Genomic DNA, 23,707 nt, shown 5'->3' with positions numbered 1-23,707 from the left:
GAGCCGTCGGCGCGACACCGTAACTTCCAGCACTCCGGCGGTTTCCCCGACACGATCGCCGTACCGTCCGTTCCCCTCTCTTCGCAGGAGCGAGCTTCGCCACCCATGCGCCGCCGCCTGGTCCTCATCGCCACGTCCATCGTCGCCTCCGCCGCGTTCGCCTCGAGCGCGCACGCCGCGTTCTTCGCGGGTGAGCCGCTCGACGGTCCCAGCGCCGACATCCGGTCGGTCGGGGACGTCGACATCGCCCGTGACGGCACCGGTGCCGTCGCCTACGTCAAGCGCGACGGCGGCGTCGACCACATCTTCGTCTCGCGCCTGGTCAACGGCGGCTGGGCGGCACCCGAACGCGTCGACGTGGGCGTCGACGCCACGTCATCACAGCCGGTCGTGGCGGCGTCGGACGGCGGCCGCCTGGCGGTCGCGTGGATTGGGGGCGGCACCGTGTTCGCGAGCGTCAGGCAGGCGGGCGCGCCGGCCTGGGGCGCGCCGCAGCCGATCGTCGCCGGCGCGAGCGATCCGTCGATCGACATGTCGTTCAACGGCGCGGCGTACCTGACCTTCACGGTCAACGGCGGCGACGTGGGCGGCGCGCGGATGGACCGCACGGCGACGGCGTTCGTGCCGCTCACCGGGCCGCTGGACGCCGATCCGGCACGTACGGCGGGCGCCGACACCGGCCGCTCGCGCGTGGCGATCGCCGCAGACGGCACCGGCGTGGCGGTCTGGGGCGAGGCCGGTCACGTGTACGCGCGGCGGATGTACGGGACGAGCCCGTCGCTCGTCGTGCAGGACCTGACGCTCCCGGACCTGGAGGGCCACGTGGGTGGGATCGCGGACGCGCCGTCGGTCGACATCGAGGACGACTCGTCGTTTGCGTGGGTCGCGTTCCGCGAGCAGTTCGCCGACGGCGCTGGCGGGACGCAGGCGCGCGCGGTCGGCGTCCGGCTGCGCGGCTCGCGCAGCGACGCGCCTGTGGTCTACGACGGCCAGGCGTGGGGCGGGCAGAGCATCGAGACGCCGGAAGTCGACCTCAACGGCAAGGGCGTCGGCGTCATGACCGCCGGGACGAGCGGCGGCGTGGCGCTGTCGGCGGTCATCAAGGACGACAAGCTGAGCCCGGCGCGCGCGGTGGGCGGAACAGGGAGCCCGGCGCATCCCGTCGGCGCCGTCGCCGAGACCTACGACCGCGCGGTCAGTTGGATCAACGTCGCCGACGGCTCGGCGCACGGCGTCTTCTACGACGACAAGTCCTCGTCGCGCCTCGTGCCGGGCCCGGGGCCGGACACGCTGCTGAGCAACCCGCAGTTTGGCGCGGTCGACCCGAGCGCGGGCTTCGACACGGCTGGCGACCGCACGGGCGACTTCGCGTTTACGTGGATCCAGGCGTCCGGCGACGCCCGTCGCTTGGTGGTCGCCTCCTACGACCGCCTGCCGGGTGCGTTCACGATCTCGACGTCCTCGAAGAACTGGCGCAACGTGGTCAAGAACCCGCTGGCGTGGGGAACGGCGCTGGACCTTTGGGGCCCGCTCACCTACACGGTGCTGATCGACGGCAAGCCGGTGACCCAGACGCAGACGACCAAGGCCGCGCTGGCCGTTGGCGCGCTCGCCGAAGGCCTGCACACCTGGCGTGTGACGGCGACCGACCGCCGCGGCCAGTCGGTGACGACCGCGGTCAAGCCGCTGAAGGTCGACACGGTCGCGCCGACGGCGTCGTTCAGCGTCAAGAAGAAGAAGCGCGTGGTGACCGTGACCACGAAGGCCGCCGACGTCATCCCGCCGTCCGGCCAGGCGTCGGGGGTCAAGTACGTGCGGATCGACTGGGGCGACGGCTCGGGCTACGAGCAGGCGCGCACGGCGTCGCACAGCTACGGCCGCACGGGTGCGTTCACCGTCCGCGTGAGCGCGACCGACAAGGCTGGCAACTCGGTGGCGACGACGCGCGTGATCCACATCAGCGCCGCCAAGAAGAAGAAGTAGGCGCTTCTGCGGATCCTCGGCGACTCCGGCTCCCGCTCCGCCCGCGCCTTCGTGGCGTCGCTGGAGCTGGCGTCGCGCGAGCGTGTGGTCGCCGACATGGTGGCGACCGCCGATGGCCGCGCGGCCGTCGACGGTCGCTCCGTGGCGCTGGGCCACCCGGAGGATCGGGCGCTGCTGCGGGAGTTACGTGCGGCGGCAGACGCGATCCTCGTGGGAACGGGGACGCTGGCGGCCGAGCGCTACGCCTCGTTGTTGGACGACGAGGCGCGGAAGCGCCGGGTCGCGGAGGGGAGACCGCCGCACCCGTTGGTCGTGACGATCTCGCGCCGACTCGACCTGCCGATCGCGGCGGCGCCGATCTTCTCCGAGGCGGACGTGCCGATCCTCGCGTTCACCGAGTCGGACGCCGGCGCGCCGCCGGTCGCCGCCGACCTCGAGGTCGTCCGGCTGCCTGCGCCGCTCTCCCTGATGGCGGTTCTCGCCGCGCTGCGCGCCCGCGGCGTCAAGGGCGTGCTGTGTGAGGGCGGGCCGTCGCTGCTGCGCCGCCTGATCGCCGAGGACCTGCTCGACGACCTCTGCCTCACCGTCGCCCCGCTGCTGGCGGCGGGTGGCGCGCCGAGCATCCTCGAGGGCGACGTCCTGCCGGAGGTGCCGCGCCTGCACCTGCGCGACGTCCACCGCGCTGACGACCACCTGTTCCTGCATTACGGTCTGCGGCCGTGAGCCGACGCCGCCTCGTCCTCCGCGACCGCGCCTACGACCTCCGCCCGGGGCGCCCGCTGGTGATGGGCATCGTCAACGCCAACCCGGACTCGTTCTCCGACGCGGTTCGGACGACGACGCTCGACGCGCAGGTCGCGCTCGCCCATCGCCTGGTGGCGGAAGGCGCGGATCTGATCGACGTCGGTGGCGAGTCCGGCGTCACCTACACCGGCGTGACCGCCGCGAAGGTCGAGCGCGACCGCGTCGTCCCGCTTGTGGAGCGCCTCGTCGCTGACGGGATCGTCGTCTCGGTCGACACGTGGAAGCCGCTCGTCGCCGAGGCCGCGCTGGCCGCCGGCGCGCACGTTCTCAATGATGTCTCCGGCCTGCGCGACCCGGCGCTGGCCGACGCCGCCGCGCGCACCGGCGCGTCGCTGGTCGTCATGCACACGCGGGCCGCGCCCAAGACCGAGCACTTCGCCGACTACGGCGGAGACGTCGTCAACGATGTGGTGTCCTTCGTGGCCGAACGATGCGCGGTCGCGATCGCGCGCGGCGTCGAAGCCGACAGGCTCATCACCGACCCTGGCCCGGACTTCGCCAAGTCCCCATCGGAGAGCGTTGAGACGCTGCGCGCGATCGACCGTCTTGCCGCGCTCGGCCATCCGTGGCTGGCCGCCGTCTCGCGCAAGTACTTCCTCGCCGCGATCACCGGTCGCCCGCCCGCCGAGCGTCTTGCAGGCACCCTTGCCGCCGTCGGCTTCGCCGCCGCGCACGGCGCCGCGATCGTCCGCGTCCACGACGTCGCCGCGACGGTCGACTACCTCAGCGTCCGCGAGGTCCTCGAAGGCGGGGCGGAGGTCCCCTCCTTCGACGCCGACGACGACGCGCTGAAGTGGATCCGCGCGCAGACCTCCGGTAGCTAGTCGGACAACAACCGACCGCCGACTGCGCTAGCGTCCGCGGTCACAGGAGTCGCCGTCCCGCTGTACATGGCAACGCGGGACGGACGCCGACCGACACCACCAACAAGGAGGACCAACATGTCCGTCATCACCCGTTCTGCGCTCGAAGCGAGCCCGCTGGCCGATCTCCACACGATCGCCGGCGAGCTCGGCATCGACGGTTACCGCCGCGTGCGCAAGGCCGACCTGATCGAGAAGATCATCGAGATCCAGGGCGTGGCCCCGGAGCCCGAGGGCGCCGCCGCCGACGCTGAGGCGACCGAGGAAGCCCCGAAGCGCACCCGCTCGCGCCGCGGCGGCCGCTCGCGCCGCAAGGACGCCGACGCCGACGCCACCGAGGAGGGCTCGACCGACGAGGATGCCGGCGCCGACGCCGTCCCCGACGTCATCGCCACCGAGGACGAGGCCGTCGACGAGGCGATCGCCGAGGACGAGGCCGCCGACGCTGACGCGGAGGTCGAGGAGAAGCCCAAGCGCCGCTCGCGCGGTGGGCGTGGGCGTGGCGCCGCCGCCCGGGACCGCGACCGCGACCGCGATGAGGATCGCGACGAGGACCGTGGCGACCGCGACCGCGACCGTGGCGATCGGGACCGCGGCGATCGCGGCGGCGACCGCGACCGCGACCGCGAGGACCGCGTCGTCGAGGGCACCGTCGAGCTGCTGCCCAACGGCTCGGGCTTCGTCCGCCTCACGCCGCCGGAGCCGTCCGACGACGACGTCTACGTCTCGGCCGCGCAGGTGCGTCGCTGCGAGCTGGTGTCCGGCGACACGGTCGGCGGCCCTGTCCGCGAGCCGCGCCGCTCGGAGCGCTACCCGTCGCTGATCCGCATCGACACGATCAACGGGCGCCCGGCCGACGAGGTCGCCGAGGGCACGCACTTCGACGATCTGCCCTGCACGCTGCCGACCGAGCGCCTCGCGCTCGGCTCCGAGGACGCGACGCTCAAGGCGATCGAGTGGCTGACGCCGATCGGCAAGGGCTCGCGCGTCTCGATCGTCGGCGAGGCCCACGCCGGCAAGTCGGAGGCCTTGAAGCGCCTGGCGGGCGCGCTGAAGGCGATCGAGGGCCTGGAGGTCCACGTCGTCCTCGCCGCGGTCCGCGCGGAGGAGTGCGCCGAGTGGCGTTCCGGTGAGATCGAGCCGGTCGCCGCGCTGTCGCTGGGCGCGTCCGCGGACGCCGCCACGCAGGCGGTCGAGCGCGCGATCGACACGGCCAAGCGCATCACGGCGCGCGGCGGCGACGTCGTCGTCCTGATCGACGGCCTCGACGGTCTGCCGCCGCACGCGGCGCGCCGTTCGCTGGCGGCCGCGCGCAACGTGGTCGACGGCGGCTCGCTGACGATCGTCGCGACGGCGAGCACGCCGGTCGGCGGCGAGACGACGATCATCGCCTTGGACCGCACGCTCACGCGCACCGGCCGCTTCCCGGCCCTCGATCTGGTCGGCAGCGGCACGCTGCGTCCGGAACTGCTGGTCGGCGACGCGGGCGCGGACGCCATCGCCCAGGCCCGCGCCCAGGCGCTCGGCGCCTAGAGCGCGCCGGCCGTGCCGCGCTGGCGAGAGCTAGCGCGGCACGTACGCGACCCGGCCCCATGAGGGCTCGGGCGCCAGCTCGACGGGCTCGCCGTCGCGGTCTGGCTGGACGTACATGAAGGTGTGGGAGTCGGCGTCGAACTCGACGTCGAGCTCGCCTTCCTTGACACGCTGGTCCAACCACGCGGAGCGGAAGACGAGGCGGCGCAGCCAGTGGACGAGCGAGCGGTCGCTGGGGCCGACGAGCTCGGGCCAGCAGTCGTTGACGTGCTCCCCGAGCGCCGACGCCGGCTCCTGAATCTCGCCGTTGACGCTGAGCGTCACGAGGTCCTCGAGCTCGGGGTCGTCGAGGCGTCCGGAAACGAAGCCGAGCTTGTTCGCGGCCTGCTCGCAGCGCTCACGGAAGTCGCGCTCGTTGAAGGTGAAGCGGAGCTCCCCGTATTCGAGGACAAAGTCCTCTCCGCTGTCGTAGTTGCCTCGGCGTGCGTCGTTCATTGCGTAAGTCGGTGTAGTCGCGCCGAGGTGGACGGCGGCCTCCCGAAGTCGTCGGCATCGTATGCCCGAACCCTTCGCGTTCGCAGGTCCTGGGAGCGATCTTGCAGTCCGTCCGCTCGATCTGCGGCCACCGTTGGAAGGCGGATTCGCCTGGTTTGCGGCCGATCCTCTCGGTGGGGGGCGAATTTCGTCTTCTGGCGCCCTAAGGGGTGCATGACCGATGACCCGCCCGCCACCATCCTGGTCGCCGAGGACGACGCGACGACGCGCACGTTCCTTGCCGACGAGCTCACGGCCGACGGCTGCGAGCTGCTGACCGCCGACACGGCGCGTGACGCGCTGCGCCTGATCGAGACGCGCTTTCCTGACCTCGCGGTCTTGGACGTCGGCCTACCCGACGGCTCCGGCCTCGGGATCCTGCGCGAGATCCGCATCGCCGACGCCGCCGGCTCCCGGATCGACAGCGCGCTGCCGGTACTGGTCCTCAGCGGCCGCTGCGCGGAGTCCGACCGGATTCGGGCCTTCGAAGCGGGCGCTGATGACTTCCTGGCCAAGCCGTTCGCCTACGGGGAGCTGCGGGGGTTCGTTTTCAGTTGGACGGATGGCGGTGTTTTCAGTTGCGGCTTCCCGTCTTCAGACCGCGACTCGCGTCCGTGCCGCTGCCCGCGCTGAACGCTCGGCCAGCGACGCGGGCGGCTGCTGGAGCACGATGTGCTCACAGCGACGGGGGAGGTTGGCGATCGTGTGGAGGCAGCACTGCGGGCTGCTGGACGCCCGTAGAGCCGGACGCCGAGCCTGTAGCTCGCCGAACCGTCCGCGCTTCTATTCTGTGCGGTACGGAGAGCGGAGGTGCGTAGGGTGCAGCACGCCTGCCTGAGAAGTAGGTAGCCCGGGTTGGTCCCCGGGCTGGGGTTCGAGTCCCACCCTCTCCGCCACACCCCGGAGGCCCTTTATCGGCGATGAGCGCCGGGCTCGACTTCTCACCGAGCCTCACGAGCGTTGCGAGCTGACCACTCCCAAGTCTCGGCGGACTGGGCCTCGCGGGACCAGCTTAAAAATACTTGATAGCAGTCTGCGCGGTGCTAGATTCAGGGTGCTTCTCAGGCAGCGTGCGACCTAACCACTCGCCGTCTTCGGCCCGCACTACGCGGGCCGCTGTCGTTAAGAGCTGCCGATGCGCGGGAAGCGTCACCGACCGCCGCCTATTCCGCGGCTCTTGCTCGGGTCCGGAGGGTCGTCGGCGCGGCGAAGGAAAGAGACCCAAGGCGAGGCCGCGATAACCGACACGACGCCCCACCGGCTGTTAGCGCCCTACTCCATCCCGAAGTCGAAGATGTTCTCGTACCCACAGTTTCGGCAGACGATGGTGCCGTGAGCCGTGCTCCCGTCCGCGTAAGGAAGATCGCCATCTTCGCGTGAGAGCGGCGACTCACAGCTCTTACACGTCTCGGAGGAACGCGTCCTGCTGCGGTCGTTCACGTCGTAGAGGTTCCCGTTCTTGTCCCGGAAGAACGGTCCGGCCCCGCACGCCACGGTGCCGAACAACTTCGTGGTGACGTCACCGTGGCATTCGTACCGGGAGCCGTCGCCGTAGAAGTCCTCCATCCTGGTTCCGCAGACGGGACAGGGTGCCGGTGAGCCGCTCATACGTCGAGTATCGCGTGCGCGCCCGTGTGGCCCAATGCAGTAGCTAGGCGAGTTTCCTTGGACAGGAGCATCGTGACGGCGGCAGGCCAGACATAGGCGCTCCGTGGCGGTCGCGGCTGGGACTCGTGCCATCACAACCGCTATGCGGCACCTAGGGCCGAGCTACCTGAGTCCGCCGTCTGGACGGGTGGGGGGCTCATCAGCGAGGCCAAAGCTCCGCATAAGGTCGCCGAGTGTGCCGACTGGATCGTTGAACAAGCCGATGAGGAACCCGATGACGACGATGACCGCCGCGAGGACCGCAACAACGACACCCACGGCAAAGACGACGGCGGTCCATATGAGGCACTGCCGTACGGGCCATTGAGGGTTACTGGAAGTCAGTATCGCGAAGCCTTGGAAGCCAGCCGCAATGATGGCAAGCACGGCTGCTGCACACCCTGCGTAGAAAAGGAAGCTAAAGAACCACACGACAATCCGATTTCGGGTGCTGCGTAAAAACTCCTCCCCAACTGGGGTGCGCGCGTGACGGTCTCCGAATGTCGCGCCTTCGTCACCTGATCTCCTGCGCTGCCGTCCTGTGCCTCGGCGTACTAGGCAACCTGGCGTACATCTACATCACGCCTTGGCTGACGGGCCTGCCTACGACACCAGGTAGATATCTCGGTGTGCTCATCGGCACGCCCTGCCTAGCATTCGCTATCGCCTGGGTGTGGCCCGGTATCGATGACCGCCGCGCTCGACTCCGCACAATCGTGCGAGATGTTCGCCAGGACCTGCGCCCTGGTTCTTGGGCATTCTGCCGAGCGCGAGCACTGCGCCGAGATGCCAGTCAGGGAACAGACGACGGTTCCTAACTAAGCCGCGACCGCGAGAGCGATCGGCGTGATGCTGGTCGGCGGCTGTGCGCTTGCCTGGGCTTGCTCGTGCTCGCGCTGTTGTAAGGCGAGCGCGAGGATGCACGAGAAGACGATCGAGGCTTCCAGCTCGACCTGGCGTTTACTCCGGTACTGACGTCGGTTCGCGTTCAGCTTGTAGTGCGTGGTGAGGATGCCGTGGACGCCCTCGCCGCGCACCCAGCGCTTGCGGCCGTAGCGCGCGGCCATTCGGTCGTTGAAGGTCAGCGGGTTGCCGAGTTGCCAGTCCGCGCGCTCGGGCGGCTCGCCCGGGAGCGTACGAACCCAGCGCGCCGGGTTCTGCGCGGCGCGCCAATCACCGGACAGGAGGGTGATGCTCCCGCAGGTCTTGCAGCGGCCCTTCGAGCGGGTGCGCGCGTGGCCGTGACGGTCGATCCACGCGACACGCTCCGATGTCCCCTGCCCGCAGGCGCAGAGCAGTTCGCGGTGGCCGTTCGCGCGCCAGTTGTCGTAGCCCTGGATCGGCCAGTAGCGCTTGTCCGCCGCGCTCGCGTTCTTGAAGCTCTCGTCCTTCTTGTGGTGCGAGACCTTGTGGATGTTCTCGACGATCCCGGCGCGCCGCGCGGCCATCCGCACGGTCGGCGCGGAGAACGCGGCATCCGCGGAGACGACGCGGACTTCCTCGGTCGGCAGGTGCGGTCGCACGCGGTCGTTGAAGGTGTTGAGCACGCGCACGGCGGTCTGGCTCTCGGAGGCCTGCATCGGTCCGATCTCGTAGGCGAGCGGGACGCCGAGGTCGTCCGTGAGCAAGACCATGTTGAAGCCGTGGCCGCCCTTCTTCCCCGCCGCGTACACCGGCTGGTAGCCGCCGTCGAAGACGCTGACGCTCTCGGGATTGAGCAACGCGCCGGTGTCCCGGTGGTACTTCGGTGCCTCGCCCTTCGTGCGGATGTTCACGCCGTCGAGATGGAGAACGCGGCCTTCGCGTCCGGTCTGGGCGGCGTAACGCTCACGCAGCGCGCCCTCGAACTGCTGCCACAGCACGAGGCGGCGCTCCTCGCCGATGTCCTTCCGCAGGTCGGACAGCGTGCTCGCGCTCGGCACGCCCGCCTGCCGGAAGCGGCGCGGGTCGCCGCGACGCGGCGCCTGGCGCTCGTGGTCGAAGCCGAGCAGGTCGCAGGCGATCCGGCCGCGGTCGCTGGACAGCCAGTCGATGACCGCCGTGTAGCTCGTCACGCCGAGCAGACGTCGGAGAAGCTCGATGACCTCGCCTTCCTCGCAGGTGTACTTGCGCCGCGGGCCGGGCTTCCGCTTACCGTCCGGCCGGTAGTCGCGCTCGCGGTCCCACTCGGCGCAGGCCGGAACGACGACGGACTGCCACAGGTCGCCGGTCCGAATGGAGTGGGCCTTCTCGCCAGCGTCGCGCGCGGCGTGCAACGGCCGCTTGAACGCGTACGGGAACTCCACCGTCTCGACCGCAGGCGGGAAGTGCGCGTACGAGACGCGCCGCGAAGCCGCTCGTGACGGCTTCCTCTCCTTCCCGGTCTGGCGTGCTGAACGGCCCACTCACGAGCACACGGTGCATCGCTGCGGGCCGCAAACCGGTTAACCGCCTGAACTCGCCTCGGGCTCCCCTTCGACGTGCTGGCCGATGAGGCTTCCATCGAAGCGTTCGGCGATCCACTCGGGCGAGTAGCCGAGCGCGAGGAGCGCGGCGTTCCAGGACTTCCAGCGCCTCCGGTACGGAGAGGCGGACGGCAGGTGCGCGTGCGCGTCACCGGCAGCGTGCGCGCGTTCCAGCTGCTCGTGTCGCCACCATTCGTATTCAGCGATGCGCGGCGGCCTGCCGATCGCTGCGACGCAACGGGCCATCGTGTCCGCGAGCGCCTCCGGCGTGTACCGCCAGACCTTGCCGAGACGACGCGACTTGAAGCGCGCTTCGATGAGGCGCGGGGTGGTCATCGTGGCCGGGTCGCGCCACAGACCGTACGCCTCCAACGCGCCCGCCCACGTGTCGAAATGCCGGATGAGCTGACCGATCGGCACGACCTCCTCACCCTCCGCGCGAAGCTCCCGAGCCGCCGTGTTGAACTCCACGGACGTCGGCACGTGACCGACGTACGCGGTCACCGTGTCGAGGGAGTGCAGCAGCTTCGCGGCGTGGCTGTCCTGGCCCGCCTGTTCAGCAGCGACGGCATCCGCGAGACGCTCGAACGCGCGGGCCCGCTCCTCCGTGTCGAGGGCTCGCCAATGCGCAAGGAACGCGTCCACGGGGTCGGTCATCCGCGGCCGACGCTAGGCCTAGTTCGGCGCGGAACCGGATCAGCCCCGGCCGCTGCCGCCTGGGCCGAGGGGGCTGACGTCCGTCGTGGACCACTTCGCGGTTTCGGTCGGGCAGGAGAGAGTCGTCGGGCCGCCTGGGCCGCGGGTGGTGCGGACGGTGATCCGGATGGTGCCGCGTGCGGTCGTCGCGCTCGTGAACCGGCCCTTCACCGTCCATCGTGCGACATACGTCGCCGGGTCCGTACTGAGCGGCTGCCAGCTCCCGCGTCCGGTCCCGGTGAAGCGGCCGCCCTCAGCGACGGTGATCCAGTGCCGGTTTTGTAGTTCGCTGAAGCTCACGGTCCCGCGCCACTTCTTCGAGCAGTGCTGCGCGAGCCGGTAGTAGCCCGGAACGACGATCACGCGCCGGCCCGTCAAGGAGGTCCGCAGGCGGAAGTCCGTCTTGCCGTCCGCGTACGTCGCTCGGCCCGCGTAGGTCGAGTTCGGCGCGACCGTAGCCGCGAGCGCACTCGCGGCCAGGAGGACGGCCAGTGCAAGCGCGGTGGTCAAGGCGAGTCGCAGACGCGAGGCGTCAGTGCCGGGCAGTCGTCGCGTGGAAAGTCTCACTAGTGGTCCCGTCGTCGGTAGATGCAACACTCCGACGTATAGGACGAACGGTGAGAACTGTTGTGACATACAACAATGAGGGACGATACGCAAGGCGTTGCTTGCGCTTGCGGCGCAAGGCGGAACCACGCTTAGGCTTCCTGTGCAAAGAGGAGGGAGCCCGTTGTGCCTTCGTCTAGACGAGCGCCGTCCACGGCCGGGTGAGTAGCCTGTTCGCTTCCCCGGAGAGACGAAACGACCCGGCCAACCGACTGAACCGGTTTGACCGGAGGAGTGACCTAGCGTCGGCCTCTTGCTTAGGACGCTTGGTATCCATCTCGCGCCACGGGCCGAGCAGACCGTCGCCTGTGCCGTGTCGTGGTACGCGGATATGGCCCTCGTGGAGACGCCGTTCACGCGCGTGCCCGACGCCCGGCTGCTCGACGCGATGGAGACCGTGTCGTGGGTCGGTCTCGACGCGCCTCTCGGCTGGCCCGAGCACTACACGCTCGCGATCGGCTACTACCAGTCCTTCGGCATCTGGCCGAGCTGGGCGGACCTGTCGCGGATGCGTCATCGCGTCACCGACCTCGCGGTTCGTGACGCGGTCGTCCGGGCGTGCGGCGTGCGCCTCCGGCCGCGGGTCGTGCCCGGGGACGGCAGCGGCGAGTCCGCTTGGCGGGCGGCGCACCTCCTGCGTCGCCTGCACGAGCGGACCGGCTACGAGCCGAACCGGCTTGGCGTTCCGTTCGCGAGACCGGACGGGTCGAACCGCCGTGAGCCCGGCCGCCTCGTCGCCGCACGGGGCGTCGTGGAGGTCCAGCCGTCCGCGGCGCTCGCGATGTGGGGGCTCCCGCACCGCCGCTACCGGGCTGGGACGCGCGTCGAGCCGCGGAAGGCGGCCGGGCTGCGCGCGGCGATCGTCTCCGGTATCGAGATGGAAGCCGCGGGTTGGCTGACCTTGGACCGGGAAGTCCGCCGCCGCCTGCTTGCGAGCGACCGCGCGCTTGACGCGTTCGTCGCCGCGCTCGTGGCGATGGCCGCTGCGAGCGGCGCGACCCTGCCGCCGACGCTCGACCAGCGGGACGCCGCGCACTTCGAGGGCTGGGTTCACCTGCCGGAACCCGATTCGCTCGCCTCTCTTGCCCCCGCCGGTCTCTGACCGGCACGACCTTGTAAATCGCCCCGGCGCGGCGGCTACCGCCCGGGGCACGGCCCAAGGAGAACTACCTCCGTGGACGACGTGGACCCTACTGTTCCTGCCCACCTTCGACCCGTGCTCGGCCGCGCTGCCGAGCAGCAGCTGGAGGCCGTCACGGACGGCTTCTGGCCGGACGATCTCGCTGCGCGCCGCGCGCACCGGGACGCACTGATGACGACCGCGCATACCGTGGACAACTGGGAAGCGGGCTGCCCGACCCGGGAGGAGGTCATCCTCCTCGCGCGCCGCGCGATCGAGGAGCAGCAGCCGGCCGACTGGCCGCCGTACTCCCCGTGGCCGGACACGATGGAAGCGGTGGACGACCTCATCGCCCGCACGACCCTCACGCGCGACCTCATCCAGTTGCGCGACACGCTCGGCTACGAGCCGACCTGAGAGGCGGGCTTCCGCGCCGCAACGTCGAGAGCCCCGGCCCCTGCCGGGGCTCTCGACGTTCAGGAACACTGCCGCGCTAGCGCCCGCGACCGGGACGCCGCCGAAGTCGTATCGCATATGGGGTACTCTGTCGCCCTTGGCGTTCGACTTCGCAGCACCGGATGCGGCTGGACAGGAGGCGGCGCTGCGTTTCGCGCGGAACTTGCGGGCTCGCCGCCTGACGCTTGGGTGGACGCAGGAGCAGGCTGCCTTGGAAGCGCATATGAACACGTCCTACTGGAACAGGATCGAGCGCGGCAGGATCGTGCCGGGGCTCCGAGTAGCCGCCCGAATGGCAACGGTCCTCGGCGTGACGCTCAGTGAGCTGGTCGCCGACGAGCACGAGCGGTCCGCGCCGTACGGCCCGGACCTCGTGGACCTCGTCCGTCGTCTCCGCGCGGTCGCGGACACGGTCGCGTCCACGGACGCGACGCTCACGGACCTGCTGACCGACGTCGAAGGCGTCGGCCAGACGGACGCGGGAGGGCGAGCCTCCCCGTCGAAACGCTCGCTGTAGCCCGCGGCGCGCCTCGGCTAGATCTGGTCGGCGCTGCGCAGCGTGGCTGCGAGCGAGCGGAGCTCGTCGGTGACTTCGCCGCCGACGACTGCGCAGCGCAGGAGGACGGCTTCGCGGATGAACTGGGATGGCGACTGCCCGACCTCCCGGGCGGCGCGTTCCATCAGTACGTACACGTCATCGGGCAGCTTCACGGAGGTCCCTCGCATCGGCGCAACCTACCGCCACGATGAGGCGGCTTGCTCCCGCCGAGCGCGTGAACGTCTGGGGTTCGCTGCCGATCACGGTGGCGGTGACCGATGCTGCCTTCGGACCGGACCTGCGCACGGCGCTCGACGCTGCCGAGCGGTTGAACGAAGCGGATCGCCTGCGCCTGTGGCAGCGGCTCTCAGAGAGCCTTACGAGCGAGTCAGGTGATGAGGTCGGGCAGGCGCACCTGCTCACCGAGCGCGTCGCAGCGCTCGACGCGCTCACCGCGGAGTACGAGCGCCGGGGCTTGGTAGGAAGCGGCCGGCGTCTCACCGCGCGCGATTTCAACGAAGGGTGCCGTGCGACGGGCAGTGTCTGGAACGCGACGCGTGTCGTACGGGCGTGGGGACGCTGGAGGACTGCGCTCGACGTCCTCCACGGCGCGCGAGCGCACGACCGCATCGGCGAGCGCGCAGCGCGCCTGACCACGGGCTTCGCTCGCCGCTCCCGACAAGACGCACGCCAGGCTATTGCCGACTGGGTCGCGACCAAGCCGCAAGCGCTCGCCAACCACGCTTACGACACTTGGGCGAAGGAACGCAACGCGAGCTTGTCGCCGGAGAAACTGCCTTATCCAGGATCTTCCGCGGTGCGTTCGATGCTCGGCACGACGACGTTCGCCGGGGCCGTCCGGCGAGCCGTTGCCGAACGCGACGGAGACACGCCACCGAAAGCAGCCGAACGCACGATCGAGGACTACAGCCTCGTGCTTGACGGCCACCGGCTCGTGAACCGAATCGGTGCCAGCTTGTTACTCGGATGGACCGAAGTAGCAGTCAGGAACGCGACACGCGAAGGACGGTTCCCGGTCGTTGCCCTACTCGGAAGGGCATCGCTCTACCTCGCCGAGGACATTGAACGCTTCGGAAAAGGCCAGTCGCCGAAGTCGGTCGGTGACGAATTTGCCGGACGCGTGCAGACCGTAGAGAACATCGCCGTATTGCGAGGGGTCAGCCAACAGGCGATCAGCCTCGGCATCCAGCGCAGCAGTCCTCACTACCCCCAACCACAAGGCAAGGTTGGACGAGCCTACTGGTGGGATGCGAAGAAGACGCACGAGTGGTTCGCCGAGCATCCCGAGTACGCGGCGAGACGCAAACGCCGAGTACGAGCGGCCTAACTAGGTTCAAGCAGCACAGCAGACCGCATCCGTGCCGCGCGCGATCAGTCACGAAACCGGCCGTCTGACGCGAGGTCTTGGGATCTTGACCGCGGGCATGCTGGGTATAAGGCGGATTCAGCCACGCGGAACGGCTGAAATCTTGGGTACAGCGAAAACGGCCTCGCTCGCTTGCCCCGAAAACCCCGCGCCACGACTAACATTTCGCGGCTCCTCCAACTGAAAACGAACCCCTGCGGGGGTTGATTTCAACCTAGAACAGCCGTCCAATTTCAAGCTAGTTTGCAGGCGAAACGGGGCTTGACCGAGGGCCAGCGCGGGGGCGTCCGCTGTGGATAAGCCTCCTAGGACGTGCGGGAGCGAGCACGAGGCGCGTCCGGGTAGCGTCCTAGGCTGCTCGTATGAACGCTGGAGTACGTCGGACGGTCGCGTACGTGGCGGCTCGCTTTCTGGTCGCGCCGTCTGTGACCGCGGTCTACGACTACACGGCTGGCGATTACTTCCACTTCAGCGGCGAGGTGGGCCCGTCACACGTGAACGTGTACGACTACGGCCGCGGCTTCTACTTCGGTGGTTCGCCACCTTCGCTCTACGACTACGGCGAGTCCCATTACGTGGACTTCAATCTCGAAGGCGCGACGGTGAGGGGCTACGACTACGGCACGAGCAGCCACTACGAGGCGAAGGTGAGCGGCAAGAACATCAGCATCTACGACTACGGCGTCGGCTCGTATTTCGAGTTCAGCGCCTAGCGTGCGGCGCTAGGCCGCGAGCGGAAGCACGGGCGGGCCAGTCGCAGCCGCCGTGGTGTTCTCGTGCTCGCGGTTCTGGATGGCGAGGCTGACGATGAGCGCGAACACGAGGTTCGTCTCTAGCTCGACTTCCGCGCGGCTGCGGTAGCGGCGCCGCGTGTTCAGCTTGTACTTCGTCTTCAGGATGCCGTGCGGCGACTCGCCACGCCCGAAGCGCTGGCGGCCGTACTCGTTCGCCATCCGGTCGTTGTAGGTCAGCGGGTTGCCGAGCGCGAGGTCCGCGTGCTCGTCGCCGTCGCCCGGGAGCATCGGGACGAACCGCGTCGGGTTGAGCGCGCGGCGCCACCGGCCGGAGAGCAGGCTCGCCGAGCCGCAGTTCACGCACCGGCCCTTGAGGCGAACGCGCGCCGTGCCGTCCGGCTCGCGCCAGGCGTCGCGCTCCTGCGTGCCTTGCCCACAGGCGCAGGCGAGTTCGCGGTGGCCGTTCACGAACCAGTTGTCGTAGCCCTGGATGGGGACGTTGCGGCCGGCGTACTGCTGCGCGCGCTTGAAGCTCTCGGGCTTGTCGCCGTGGCTCACCTCGTGGATATTTTCCACGTAGCCCGCGCGGCGTGCAGCGCGGCGGACGTCGCCGCTGGCGAACGCTGCGTCAGCGGAGAGCACGCCGACGGCGAACCGCTCGCGCAGCCCGCCGAGGCGTTCGTGCAGGTCGTCCAGGACGGTGACTGCGGTCCTGTTCTCCGCGTGCTGCATCGGCACGAGACGGTGCGCGATGGGCACGCCGAGGCCGTCCCAGACGCAGACGTTGTTGAAGCCGTGCCCGCCCTTGCGGCCGTTGTTGTACGGCGACTGGTAGCCAGCGTCCGGGACGGTGATGGCGTCCGCATTCACGACCTCGCCGGTCTTGCGGGCGATGACCGGCGCGAGGCCCTGGATGGGCATATTGAAGCCGTCGAGGTGCGCGATACGTGCCTCGTCGCCCGACCCCGCCACCCAGTCCTCGCGCAGGCGAGCGAGGAACCGCGCCCACAGGTCGGCGCGGCGCTGGTAGCCGACGCGGGTCCGGTACCGGCTCATCGTTGCTTCGCTCGGGACACCGGCCATCCGGAAGCGATCCGGGTTGCCGCGCGTCGGCACCTTCCTGGCGGTCGTGAAGCCGAGCGCTTCGCGGTCAGCCGCGTGCAGGTCGCTGCACAGCAGCGTCCGCGCATCCTTCGCGGTGGTCACGCCGACGATCCGACGCCACGCCTCCATCGCTTCCAGCTCGTGCGGCGAGTAGAGCGGCGCGGAGGTCTTCCGGCTGCCGTTCGGCCGACGCCGCAACTCCTCCTCCCAGACGTCGAGTTCCGGAGTCATTACCTCGGCCCACGCGGGGCTATCGAGCCAGTCGCGAAGCATCCGGGCCGTACTCCGCGACGCGTGAAGCTCGCGGGTCCGGACCCACGGAAACTCGACGGTCTCCGGCGGCTCCGGAAAGCGCGTGTACCGCAGCCGCCGCGAGGGCGCCGACGACCTTGACCGGCCAGCCGGTACGCCGTCGGGGACGGCCGTACCGTCAGCATCAGCGGCGTCAACAGGGACGGCCGACAGGGGAGACGGCTCGGTGCCGTCCTTCCCGGTCGTTCGTCTCCTGCGAGCCATTCGCGGTCACGCTGCGCCATTTTTGGGCCCAAACCGGCGACGAGGACGAACCCGGTTCGGATTCGATGGGCGCGTGGTCGCCTAGGGCGTCTGCTCGCTCTCGTCCGGAAGCGCGAGCGGGGCGTCCTGATGGCGTTCCGCGATCCACTCCGGCGCGTAGCCGAGCGCGACGAGCGCGGCGTCCCACGTCTTCCACCGTCCGCGGTACGGAGACGCGGACGGCAAGTGCGCGTTCGGACTGCCAGCAGCGTGCGCGCGCTCCAACTGTTCGTGACGCCACCACTCGAACTCGGCGACGCGGGGCGGCCGGCCGATCGCCTTCACGCACTCGGCCATCGCGTCCGCGAGGGCTTCCGGGGTGTACCGCCAGACCTTGCCGAGACGACGCTTCTTGAACCGCGCTTCGATGAGCCGCGGGGTGGTCAGCTTGGCTGGGTCGCGCCACATCGCGTACGCCTCCAGCGCACCCGCCCACGTGTCGAAATGCCGGATTAGCTGACCGATGGGAACGACGTCCACGCCGTCCGCACGAAGCTCGCGCGCAGCGGCGTTGTACTCCGGCGACGTCGGCACGCGGCCGAGGTGCGAGGCCACCGCATCGACCGAGCGCAGCAGGCGCCCCGCGTGGCCGTCCTGGTCAGCCTGTTCAGCAGCGACCGCATCCGCGAGACGCTGAAACGCTCGCGCTCGGTCGTCCGGGTCGAGCGCACGCCAGTGCGCGAGGAACGCGTCCACGGGGTCCGTCATCTGGGGCCGACGCTAGGCCGCCCCGGGTAGCGGACCGGCAGCTTCTTCGAAGCGAGCGAATATCAGAGCAGCGCAGCGAGGTGCCGTGCTTCGAGCGGTACGACGTCCGTGTCAAGCATCGCCAGTAGTTCACGTCCGTCCTGGGCGAAGCTCTCCTGCTCGACACACGCACGGCGTCGGTTCTCAACCTGGTCCTCGTGCTCGCTCGCGGTAACAGGGTTACTAGGACAAAGCGTTTCCATTTCCTCAATCTGTGCGCGTCCGTGCGCGGCGATTGTCTCCCAGCGCCGAACGTTCTGTTCGATGCGCTGCCGCATCCGTTCGTGCATCGGGTCCATACGTCGGACTATCCGGCGAGCACGCCCTCTCTTGCTGTACTTCTGCCAATGTGGAAGAACTGGCGCGGGTGGGCGTTCGACATCGCGTCTCTCTCAGATGTTGCTTGGCCGACCTCTACCGGTGGGAACACCCGACCTCGTGGTCGATGCCCGTTGGATGCGTATACTCGAGGCATCTACGCGAAGACGGGGGACACGCCTGATGAGCGGTTCGTCATCGCGCACTTAGCGGACGTGCAGCAGCAGGTCGCAGTGTGCTACCACCACCGGCCCGGGCCTCTCATACTGCGGTACTTCGCAGATCTGACGGTATGGATGGTCGAAAACGAAGTCGAGGCCTACCCGGACACCGTTCGAGCCCTAGTTCTGCGCGACCATCAAGATCCACAATGGGCGTCCTGGGTTATGGGCTTTTTCGATGACCCCATCAAGTGGAGCTTTCGGCCTGGAACGGAAGTCGAAAGCGGAAGGCATCGAGTTTGTGCCTTGAAGGTCGCTCGTGTCGAGCGTGTCGCGATGATGCGTCTGTAAAGGCGCTTGCGTCAGCCCCGCCCGCTGCCCTCACCGCGCGCGGGGCGGACGCTTGTCGTGCTCCACTTCGCGGTCTGAGTCGGACACGACAAGACCGTCCGGCCGTCCTGCGTGAGGCGCATCGAGACGCGCACGGTGCCGCGGGCGTGCTGCGTGCCGGTGAACTTGCCGCGCACCGTCCAGCGCGCGGCGTACGTCGGCGAGTCAGCAGCAGGCTGGAAGCTCGTGCGACCCGCGCCGCTGAACGCGCCGTCACGGACCGTCAGCCAGTGGCGGTTGGGCAGCGCGCTCACGTCCACGGTGCCCGTCCACTTCGCATTGCAGTGCTTCGCAAGCTGGAAGTAGCCGGGCGTGACGATGAGACGCCGGCCAGTCGTAGAGGTGCGGAGTTCGAAGCTCGACAGGCCGTCCTTCGGCGAGTCCCGGTACGTCGCGTACCCGCTGTAGATGGAGTTCGGCGCGATGGGCAGTGCGGCGAACGCAGCCACGGCTACTGTCGCCGCAAGCACGGCTGTAGCAAGCAGCACGAGTCGGAAGCGGAAGGCGTCATCCGGCGACGGATGATGCAGGGGGTACTTCACTAATCACTCTCCAAGGCGTCACGGTCATTAATGTGCTCGTTAAGAGCGGTGGGCCGTGGAGTTGTGACGTGTACCGGTGAGGAAGTGAACGCATCAGCGGTAGTGGGGTCCTGCTTTTCGGCGACGTCCCTGGGAAGCGGCGCGTGAGCACGTCGGCGCGCTCGGCCGGTTCGGTGGAAAAGGCGGCTTAGCGTCCGCCGCCTTGCTACGCACCGTTGGAGTTCACCTCACGCCCCGGCCCGAGCAGACCGTCCTGTGCGAAGTTCGTTGGTACGCGGATATGGCGATCACGGACGTTCCGGCCGGTCGGGTTCGCGACGCGGACCTGCTCGATGCCCTGGAGTCCGCCTCGTGGGTTGGGTTGGACGCGCCGCTCGGCTGGCCCGAGCCGTACGCGCAGGCGATCGGCTACTACCTCTCGTTCGGGCTCTGGCCCGCGTGGGCCGACCTTAGGCGGATGCGCCATCGCGTCACCGACCTGGTCGTCCGCGATGCCGTCGCCGAGGCGCGGGGCGTGCGTGTCCGCCCGCGCGCCGTGCCCTCGGACGGCAGCAGTGCGTCCGCTTGGCGCGCCGCACATCTCTTGCGCCGCCTGCACGAGCGGACCGGCCACCAGCCGGATCGCCTCGGCGTGCCGTTCACGCAGCCGGACGGCTCGAACCGCCGCGAGCCCGGCTGCCTCGTCGCCGCCCGCGGCGTGGTGGAAGTGCAGCCGTCCGCGGCGCTCGCGATGTGGGGCCTGCCGTTCCGCCGCTACCGGGCCGGGAGGCACATCGAGCCGCGCACGGCGCAGGGCCTGCGTGCGGCCATCGTCGCGGGCATCGAGACCGAGGCCGCGGGCTGGCTCCTGCTCGCGGGGGAGGCGCGTCGCCGACTGCTCGCGAGTGACCGCGCGCTCGACGCGTTCATCGCCGCGCTTATGGCGATGGCTGCGGCGTCCGGGGCGACGCTGCTACCGACGATGGAACAGCGCGACAGCGCGCACTTCGAGGGCTGGGTGCACATCCCGGCCGAACCCGACTCCCTCGCCTCGCTTCACGCCGGCCTTTGACCGGCACGACCTTCACCGTGACGCCGACGACGGCGCCACACGCCAGACCTATAAAACGCCCCGGCGCGGCGGCTACCGCCCGGGGCACGGCCCAAGGAGAAGCACTCCGTGGACAACCCGGACCCTATCGTTCCCGTACATCTACGACCGTTGCTCGGCGTTGCCGCGCAGCAGCAGCTCGAAGCCGTCACGGACGGCTTCTGGCCGGATGACGAGTCACGACGCGGCGTGCGGCACGAGCAGGTGATGACCGCCGCGCGCACCGTTGATAGCTGGGAGGCGGGGTGTCTCACCGTCGAGGAGACCGTCCTCCTCACGCGGCACGCCATCGAGATCCAGCAGCCGGAAGCGTGGCCGCCGTTCGCGCCGTGGCCGGAGACCATCGCGGCGGTGGACGACCTCATCGTTCGCGCCACGCTGACGCGCGACCTCATCCTGTTGCGGGACACGCTCGGCCACGAGCCGCCGAGCCTGGCGACGGAGGACGCCGCGTCGCCATCGTGACCGCCTGCGGACGCCCCGGCCGTGCGCCGGGGCGTTCGTCGTTCAAGGAGGGTGATCGGGGCGCGCTGTGGGCCGGGGAAGGCGGCACGCCGATCGCGAGTACGGCGGCCGAACGACGTGCGCGCGCGTACGTCTGGGGGATGGACGCCCTGGCCTTCTGCCTGCAAGCTCTCGCCGAGACGGAAGGCACGGACCTGCACCTCACTGACGGTGTCGCGTACGGCCGTAGTCGTAACGGTCAGGTCCGCGAGCTTGCCGGTGTCTCGGCCGTCAAGGTAAGCGACGCCCTCGACGTGCTCATCGGACCGGTGACCGATGCTCAGGACGCGGAAGACCTCGGCGTCATCAGCACGGACACGGGAGAACGCTTCCGCGTGTCCATCCTGCCCGCCTCCCGCCGGGCAGTGCTGCGGCGCGTCCCGACGCCGCCTACGAAGGCTTGAGGAAGTCGAAGCCCGCGCGGAGCTTGCGCGTGCTCGCTTCGACGGAAAGCAGGTAGTTCTCCGCGAGTATCAGCTCGTTCGCGTCGAGAAGTTCCGGATGGCGCGCAAGCGCCTTGATGACCTCCCGGGCGGCATCCTGCGCCGAGGCGACCGCCCGGAGCGCGTTCTGCAAGTCGCTGTTGACGTCAGGGCTACGCAGCGATTCGTAGGACTGCGCATGCGCGTAGTGATGATCGGTGTCCTCAGCGAAGCGCTCGGGGGTCCAGCTCATAGAATGGCAGCGTGACACAAGATTGAGTTCCGTGTCCGTGGTGTTCAGGTACCAGCGGACCGGGCCGATGCAAGGGCCGTGGCCGACCGCGACACCGACACCACGAGTGCCGGGACCGGCGCGAGCGCGCACGACGCCAGCACGAGCGCGCACGACGCCAGCACGAGCGCGCACGAGGACACACAGCCGGACACCAGCACGACCGAACGCCCGCGATCTCGTCGCGCGCGGCGTCGTCGTCGGAAGGTCGGGGACGGTGGGTCTCCGGTGCGGGGGCGTCGGCCGAGCCGTGAGCTGCGGGACGTGCTTGAACGCGCGGACCGGCTGTCCGAGGCCGACCTGCTTGACCTGTACGGGCGGCTCGTCGCGGAACTCGAAGGCGTGCCGATTGGGCAGACGCGCGCCGACCGCCGCTTGCAAGCGCGTGTGGACGCGCTCCGCGCGCTCGCTTCGGTCCGGGATGAACTAGGCCTGCGCACGGACGAGCGGCTGACGGTCCGGGCGTTCAACGAGGCGGCGCCGGGACGGGTGCCAGGCTGGAACGCGAGCCGCGTCGTGCGAGCGTGGGGCTCGTGGCGGAACGCGACGGACGTGCTCGCGGGGGCGAAGCCGCCGCGGCGTGCGGAGCGCGAGGCGGTGATGCTCGTGCGCGGGTTCAACCGGTCGAGCAGGCGGCCGCCGCTCGACGGGCTGCTCGAATGGCTCGACACGAAGCCCGCCAAGCTGAACAACGCCGCGTACGACGAGTGGGCGCGAGCGCGAAACGCGGAGCTTGGACCTCGGGAGCCGCGCTACCTCCTGGCGGGCGGCGTCACGTTCGCGATGTCGGTCAACGGGTTCGCCGAGGCGCGCCGTCACGCCGAGGCCGTTCTCGACGACGCCGACCCGCCGCCGCCCGAAGGCTACGAGGCGGCGGGCCGGACGCTCGTGCGGTTCGCCGACCTCGCGCGCGAGTTCTCGATGCACCGTGCGACGTTCACGCTGCGCGTCCGCGAGACGCCGCTGCCCGAGCCCGCGCTCCACCACGCGGGCCGGACCTTCTGGCTGCGCGAGGACTGTGAGCTGTGGGCGAAGGGCGAGACGGTCGAGCGGCGCGGGGGCGAGCTGGACGCGACCGTGTTCGACTGGCAGCGACTCGCGGTCAAGCTCGGGATCAACCCCCAAACGGCGCGGGACCGGATGATGCACCACCAGCATCTCCTGCCCGAGCCTGCCGGAGAACTCGGCGGCCGACTCTGGTGGCACGCCGCGGCTGTCGAGCGCTGGCAAGCAGACGCCGCAACGCGACCAGCGCGGGAACGGGAGCAAGAGGATGACCGCGTCGTGCTCGACGGCCGGACGCTTCTCACGACGACCGCCGCGCGTGATGTCCTCGGCATCACCTCCCGGGTGTTCGAGAAGCGAGTGCGGCAGCACCGTTGGCAACCGGCCGCGCGGTTCGGCCGCGCGAACCTTTGGCTGCTCGACGACATCGAGGCGTGGAAGGAAGCGCCGGACGCCGTTCGCGAGCGCTGTGACCTTCGGCACCTCCTGCTGACCGGTACGCAGGTCGCCCGCCTGTACGGCGTCGGCCACAGCGTCCTGTACGGCGGCGTGAAGCGGGGAATGGCCAAGTACCCGCCCCGGGACGGCACAATCAGCGGTCAGGCCTGGTGGGATGCCGGACGCGTCGCACGCTGGCGTGCCGAGCACGAGGACGACGGGTAGGGCACGTAGTTGCCATCCAGGGCAGCGACGCCGCCGCTGCGGAGGTTCACGGTTGTCGGCGGCGGCTAAGACACGGGGTCAGTAGGCCCGACAGCCGGAGGCTCGGCCGAAAGGCCGGCGTCTTCCTGCACTTCGGCGAGCAGGGCGGACGCAGCCGCGTCCGCGAACGCTGCGGCGCTTGCGACTTGGCGGAGACGACGCACGAGGACCGTCAGGTCCGGACCGACCGGTGCCGAGTCCTCGGCGACCAAGGCGCTCAACGTCGTACCAACCGCGTGCGCCATTCGAGCTGCCATCCGGATGCCGGGGGTGACCTGGCCGCGCTCGATACGGCTCCAGTAGGACATATTCAGGTGCGCGCGCTCGGCAGCCTTCTCCTGCGACCATCCGAGCGCTCGCCTGCGCCGTCGCAGGTTGCGTGCGAAGCATTGCGCGGCAGCGGCACCGGCAGCATCGGGCGGGGTGAAGTCGAGTGCCAAGACCGCCGACGCTAAGCCGCACACGAGCCCGTTCCGGCCAGCCTGCGGCACGCTGTGGATAAGGGCGTCCGTGGGTGAGCGAAACGCGCG

General features: G+C 69.7%; 27 protein-coding genes. 14 read left to right on the top strand and 13 right to left on the bottom strand.

Features of this window, described 5'->3' with window-relative positions; genetic code table 11:
* Positions 1 to 105 precede the first annotated feature (105 nt).
* The 4 genes from ACT01A_RS05190 to ACT01A_RS05175 all read left to right on the top strand — a co-directional run bounded on the left by ACT01A_RS05190 (position 106) and on the right by ACT01A_RS05175 (position 5,183).
* Positions 106 to 1,983: a PKD domain-containing protein gene (locus ACT01A_RS05190; protein ID WP_445151180.1), complete on the top strand. Its 1,878-nt coding sequence runs from the start codon at positions 106 to 108 to the stop codon at positions 1,981 to 1,983.
* 51 nt (positions 1,984 to 2,034) lie between these two features.
* On the top strand, positions 2,035 to 2,706 hold the full coding sequence (locus tag ACT01A_RS05185) for a dihydrofolate reductase family protein (RefSeq protein WP_445151179.1): 672 nt from the start codon (positions 2,035 to 2,037) through the stop codon (positions 2,704 to 2,706).
* Entirely contained in the window at positions 2,703 to 3,611 is a 909-nt protein-coding gene (folP, locus tag ACT01A_RS05180) for a dihydropteroate synthase (RefSeq protein ID WP_445151178.1), read from the top strand. The genes ACT01A_RS05185 and folP overlap by 4 nt, the downstream gene beginning before the upstream one ends.
* A 117-nt stretch (positions 3,612 to 3,728) precedes the next feature.
* Positions 3,729 to 5,183 carry a Rho termination factor N-terminal domain-containing protein gene (locus tag ACT01A_RS05175; protein ID WP_445151177.1) on the top strand — a complete coding sequence of 485 codons (1,455 nt, stop codon included), beginning with the start codon at positions 3,729 to 3,731 and terminating at the stop codon, positions 5,181 to 5,183.
* Between the two features lie 30 nt (positions 5,184 to 5,213).
* Here ACT01A_RS05175 and ACT01A_RS05170 read toward each other — a convergent pair whose 3' ends face one another.
* The gene (locus tag ACT01A_RS05170) at positions 5,214 to 5,678 is read right to left on the bottom strand and encodes a hypothetical protein (protein ID WP_324904689.1); all 465 of its coding nucleotides are present in this window, start codon (positions 5,676 to 5,678) and stop codon (positions 5,214 to 5,216) included.
* A 213-nt stretch (positions 5,679 to 5,891) separates the two neighbouring features.
* Here ACT01A_RS05170 and ACT01A_RS05165 point away from each other — a divergent pair, with 213 nt between their 5' ends.
* Positions 5,892 to 6,350, top strand: coding sequence for a response regulator transcription factor (locus tag ACT01A_RS05165; RefSeq protein ID WP_445151176.1), 459 nt, complete (start codon positions 5,892 to 5,894; stop codon positions 6,348 to 6,350).
* Positions 6,351 to 6,989: 639 nt separating this feature from the next.
* Here ACT01A_RS05165 and ACT01A_RS05160 read toward each other — a convergent pair.
* The 5 genes from ACT01A_RS05160 to ACT01A_RS05140 form a co-directional block, all read right to left on the bottom strand.
* Positions 6,990 to 7,283: a hypothetical protein gene (locus tag ACT01A_RS05160; protein WP_445151175.1), complete on the bottom strand. Its 294-nt coding sequence runs from the start codon at positions 7,281 to 7,283 to the stop codon at positions 6,990 to 6,992.
* Between the two features lie 204 nt (positions 7,284 to 7,487).
* Positions 7,488 to 7,751, bottom strand: a complete 264-nt coding sequence (locus tag ACT01A_RS05155; protein WP_445151174.1) for a hypothetical protein — start codon at positions 7,749 to 7,751, stop codon at positions 7,488 to 7,490.
* Between the two features lie 431 nt (positions 7,752 to 8,182).
* Positions 8,183 to 9,649, bottom strand: coding sequence for a transposase (locus ACT01A_RS05150; RefSeq protein WP_445151173.1), 1,467 nt, complete (start codon positions 9,647 to 9,649; stop codon positions 8,183 to 8,185).
* A gap of 138 nt (positions 9,650 to 9,787) precedes the next feature.
* The gene (locus ACT01A_RS05145; RefSeq protein ID WP_445151172.1) at positions 9,788 to 10,465 is read right to left on the bottom strand and encodes a homing endonuclease associated repeat-containing protein; all 678 of its coding nucleotides are present in this window, start codon (positions 10,463 to 10,465) and stop codon (positions 9,788 to 9,790) included.
* 39 nt (positions 10,466 to 10,504) lie between these two features.
* Positions 10,505 to 11,014 carry a hypothetical protein gene (locus tag ACT01A_RS05140; protein ID WP_445151171.1) on the bottom strand — a complete coding sequence of 170 codons (510 nt, stop codon included), beginning with the start codon at positions 11,012 to 11,014 and terminating at the stop codon, positions 10,505 to 10,507.
* Positions 11,015 to 11,441: 427 nt separating this feature from the next.
* Between ACT01A_RS05140 and ACT01A_RS05135 the strand changes: the two genes are divergently transcribed.
* From ACT01A_RS05135 to ACT01A_RS05125, 3 genes are all read left to right on the top strand, one after another.
* A complete protein-coding gene (locus tag ACT01A_RS05135) occupies positions 11,442 to 12,212 on the top strand; it encodes a DUF429 domain-containing protein (RefSeq protein WP_445151170.1) in 771 nt (256 codons plus the stop codon).
* Between the two features lie 72 nt (positions 12,213 to 12,284).
* Positions 12,285 to 12,647, top strand: a complete 363-nt coding sequence (locus tag ACT01A_RS05130) for a hypothetical protein (RefSeq protein WP_445151169.1) — start codon at positions 12,285 to 12,287, stop codon at positions 12,645 to 12,647.
* 136 nt (positions 12,648 to 12,783) lie between these two features.
* The gene (locus tag ACT01A_RS05125; RefSeq protein WP_445151168.1) at positions 12,784 to 13,203 is read left to right on the top strand and encodes a helix-turn-helix domain-containing protein; all 420 of its coding nucleotides are present in this window, start codon (positions 12,784 to 12,786) and stop codon (positions 13,201 to 13,203) included.
* A 17-nt stretch (positions 13,204 to 13,220) separates the two neighbouring features.
* Here ACT01A_RS05125 and ACT01A_RS05120 read toward each other — a convergent pair whose 3' ends face one another.
* A complete protein-coding gene (locus ACT01A_RS05120; protein WP_445151167.1) occupies positions 13,221 to 13,412 on the bottom strand; it encodes a ribbon-helix-helix domain-containing protein in 192 nt (63 codons plus the stop codon).
* Positions 13,413 to 13,432: 20 nt separating this feature from the next.
* On the opposite strand from ACT01A_RS05120, the gene ACT01A_RS05115 reads away from it, so the two are divergent.
* Both ACT01A_RS05115 and ACT01A_RS05110 read left to right on the top strand, forming a co-directional pair.
* Positions 13,433 to 14,572, top strand: a complete 1,140-nt coding sequence (locus ACT01A_RS05115) for a hypothetical protein (RefSeq protein WP_445151166.1) — start codon at positions 13,433 to 13,435, stop codon at positions 14,570 to 14,572.
* 434 nt (positions 14,573 to 15,006) lie between these two features.
* Positions 15,007 to 15,324: a hypothetical protein gene (locus ACT01A_RS05110; protein ID WP_445151165.1), complete on the top strand. Its 318-nt coding sequence runs from the start codon at positions 15,007 to 15,009 to the stop codon at positions 15,322 to 15,324.
* 9 nt (positions 15,325 to 15,333) lie between these two features.
* On the opposite strand, the gene ACT01A_RS05105 is transcribed toward ACT01A_RS05110, so the two are convergent.
* From ACT01A_RS05105 to ACT01A_RS05090, 4 genes are all read right to left on the bottom strand, one after another.
* Complete coding sequence (locus tag ACT01A_RS05105; protein WP_445151164.1) at positions 15,334 to 16,680, bottom strand: transposase; 1,347 nt, start codon at positions 16,678 to 16,680, stop codon at positions 15,334 to 15,336.
* Between the two features lie 366 nt (positions 16,681 to 17,046).
* Entirely contained in the window at positions 17,047 to 17,700 is a 654-nt protein-coding gene (locus tag ACT01A_RS05100) for a hypothetical protein (RefSeq protein WP_445151163.1), read from the bottom strand.
* Positions 17,701 to 17,774: 74 nt separating this feature from the next.
* Positions 17,775 to 18,050, bottom strand: coding sequence for a hypothetical protein (locus ACT01A_RS05095; RefSeq protein ID WP_445151162.1), 276 nt, complete (start codon positions 18,048 to 18,050; stop codon positions 17,775 to 17,777).
* Positions 18,051 to 18,592: 542 nt separating this feature from the next.
* Positions 18,593 to 19,162 carry a hypothetical protein gene (locus ACT01A_RS05090; RefSeq protein WP_445151161.1) on the bottom strand — a complete coding sequence of 190 codons (570 nt, stop codon included), beginning with the start codon at positions 19,160 to 19,162 and terminating at the stop codon, positions 18,593 to 18,595.
* 280 nt (positions 19,163 to 19,442) lie between these two features.
* Here ACT01A_RS05090 and ACT01A_RS05085 point away from each other — a divergent pair, with 280 nt between their 5' ends.
* From ACT01A_RS05085 to ACT01A_RS05075, 3 genes are all read left to right on the top strand, one after another.
* A complete protein-coding gene (locus ACT01A_RS05085; protein ID WP_445151160.1) occupies positions 19,443 to 20,213 on the top strand; it encodes a DUF429 domain-containing protein in 771 nt (256 codons plus the stop codon).
* A gap of 150 nt (positions 20,214 to 20,363) precedes the next feature.
* Positions 20,364 to 20,717 carry a hypothetical protein gene (locus ACT01A_RS05080; RefSeq protein WP_445151159.1) on the top strand — a complete coding sequence of 118 codons (354 nt, stop codon included), beginning with the start codon at positions 20,364 to 20,366 and terminating at the stop codon, positions 20,715 to 20,717.
* A 140-nt stretch (positions 20,718 to 20,857) separates the two neighbouring features.
* Positions 20,858 to 21,160, top strand: a complete 303-nt coding sequence (locus ACT01A_RS05075; RefSeq protein WP_445151158.1) for a hypothetical protein — start codon at positions 20,858 to 20,860, stop codon at positions 21,158 to 21,160.
* Here the strand turns inward: ACT01A_RS05075 and ACT01A_RS05070 are convergent.
* The gene (locus ACT01A_RS05070; protein ID WP_445151157.1) at positions 21,147 to 21,431 is read right to left on the bottom strand and encodes a hypothetical protein; all 285 of its coding nucleotides are present in this window, start codon (positions 21,429 to 21,431) and stop codon (positions 21,147 to 21,149) included. The two genes, ACT01A_RS05075 and ACT01A_RS05070, sit on opposite strands and share 14 nt — an antisense overlap.
* 303 nt (positions 21,432 to 21,734) lie before the next feature.
* Here ACT01A_RS05070 and ACT01A_RS05065 point away from each other — a divergent pair, with 303 nt between their 5' ends.
* On the top strand, positions 21,735 to 23,138 hold the full coding sequence (locus ACT01A_RS05065) for a hypothetical protein (protein ID WP_445151156.1): 1,404 nt from the start codon (positions 21,735 to 21,737) through the stop codon (positions 23,136 to 23,138).
* Between the two features lie 65 nt (positions 23,139 to 23,203).
* Here ACT01A_RS05065 and ACT01A_RS05060 read toward each other — a convergent pair whose 3' ends face one another.
* Entirely contained in the window at positions 23,204 to 23,617 is a 414-nt protein-coding gene (locus ACT01A_RS05060) for a helix-turn-helix domain-containing protein (RefSeq protein ID WP_445151155.1), read from the bottom strand.
* Between the last annotated feature and the right edge of the window lie 90 nt (positions 23,618 to 23,707).

The sequence above is a fragment of the Baekduia sp. Peel2402 genome (genome assembly GCF_052567285.1).
This window is presented reverse-complemented; position numbering and strand designations above follow the sequence as displayed.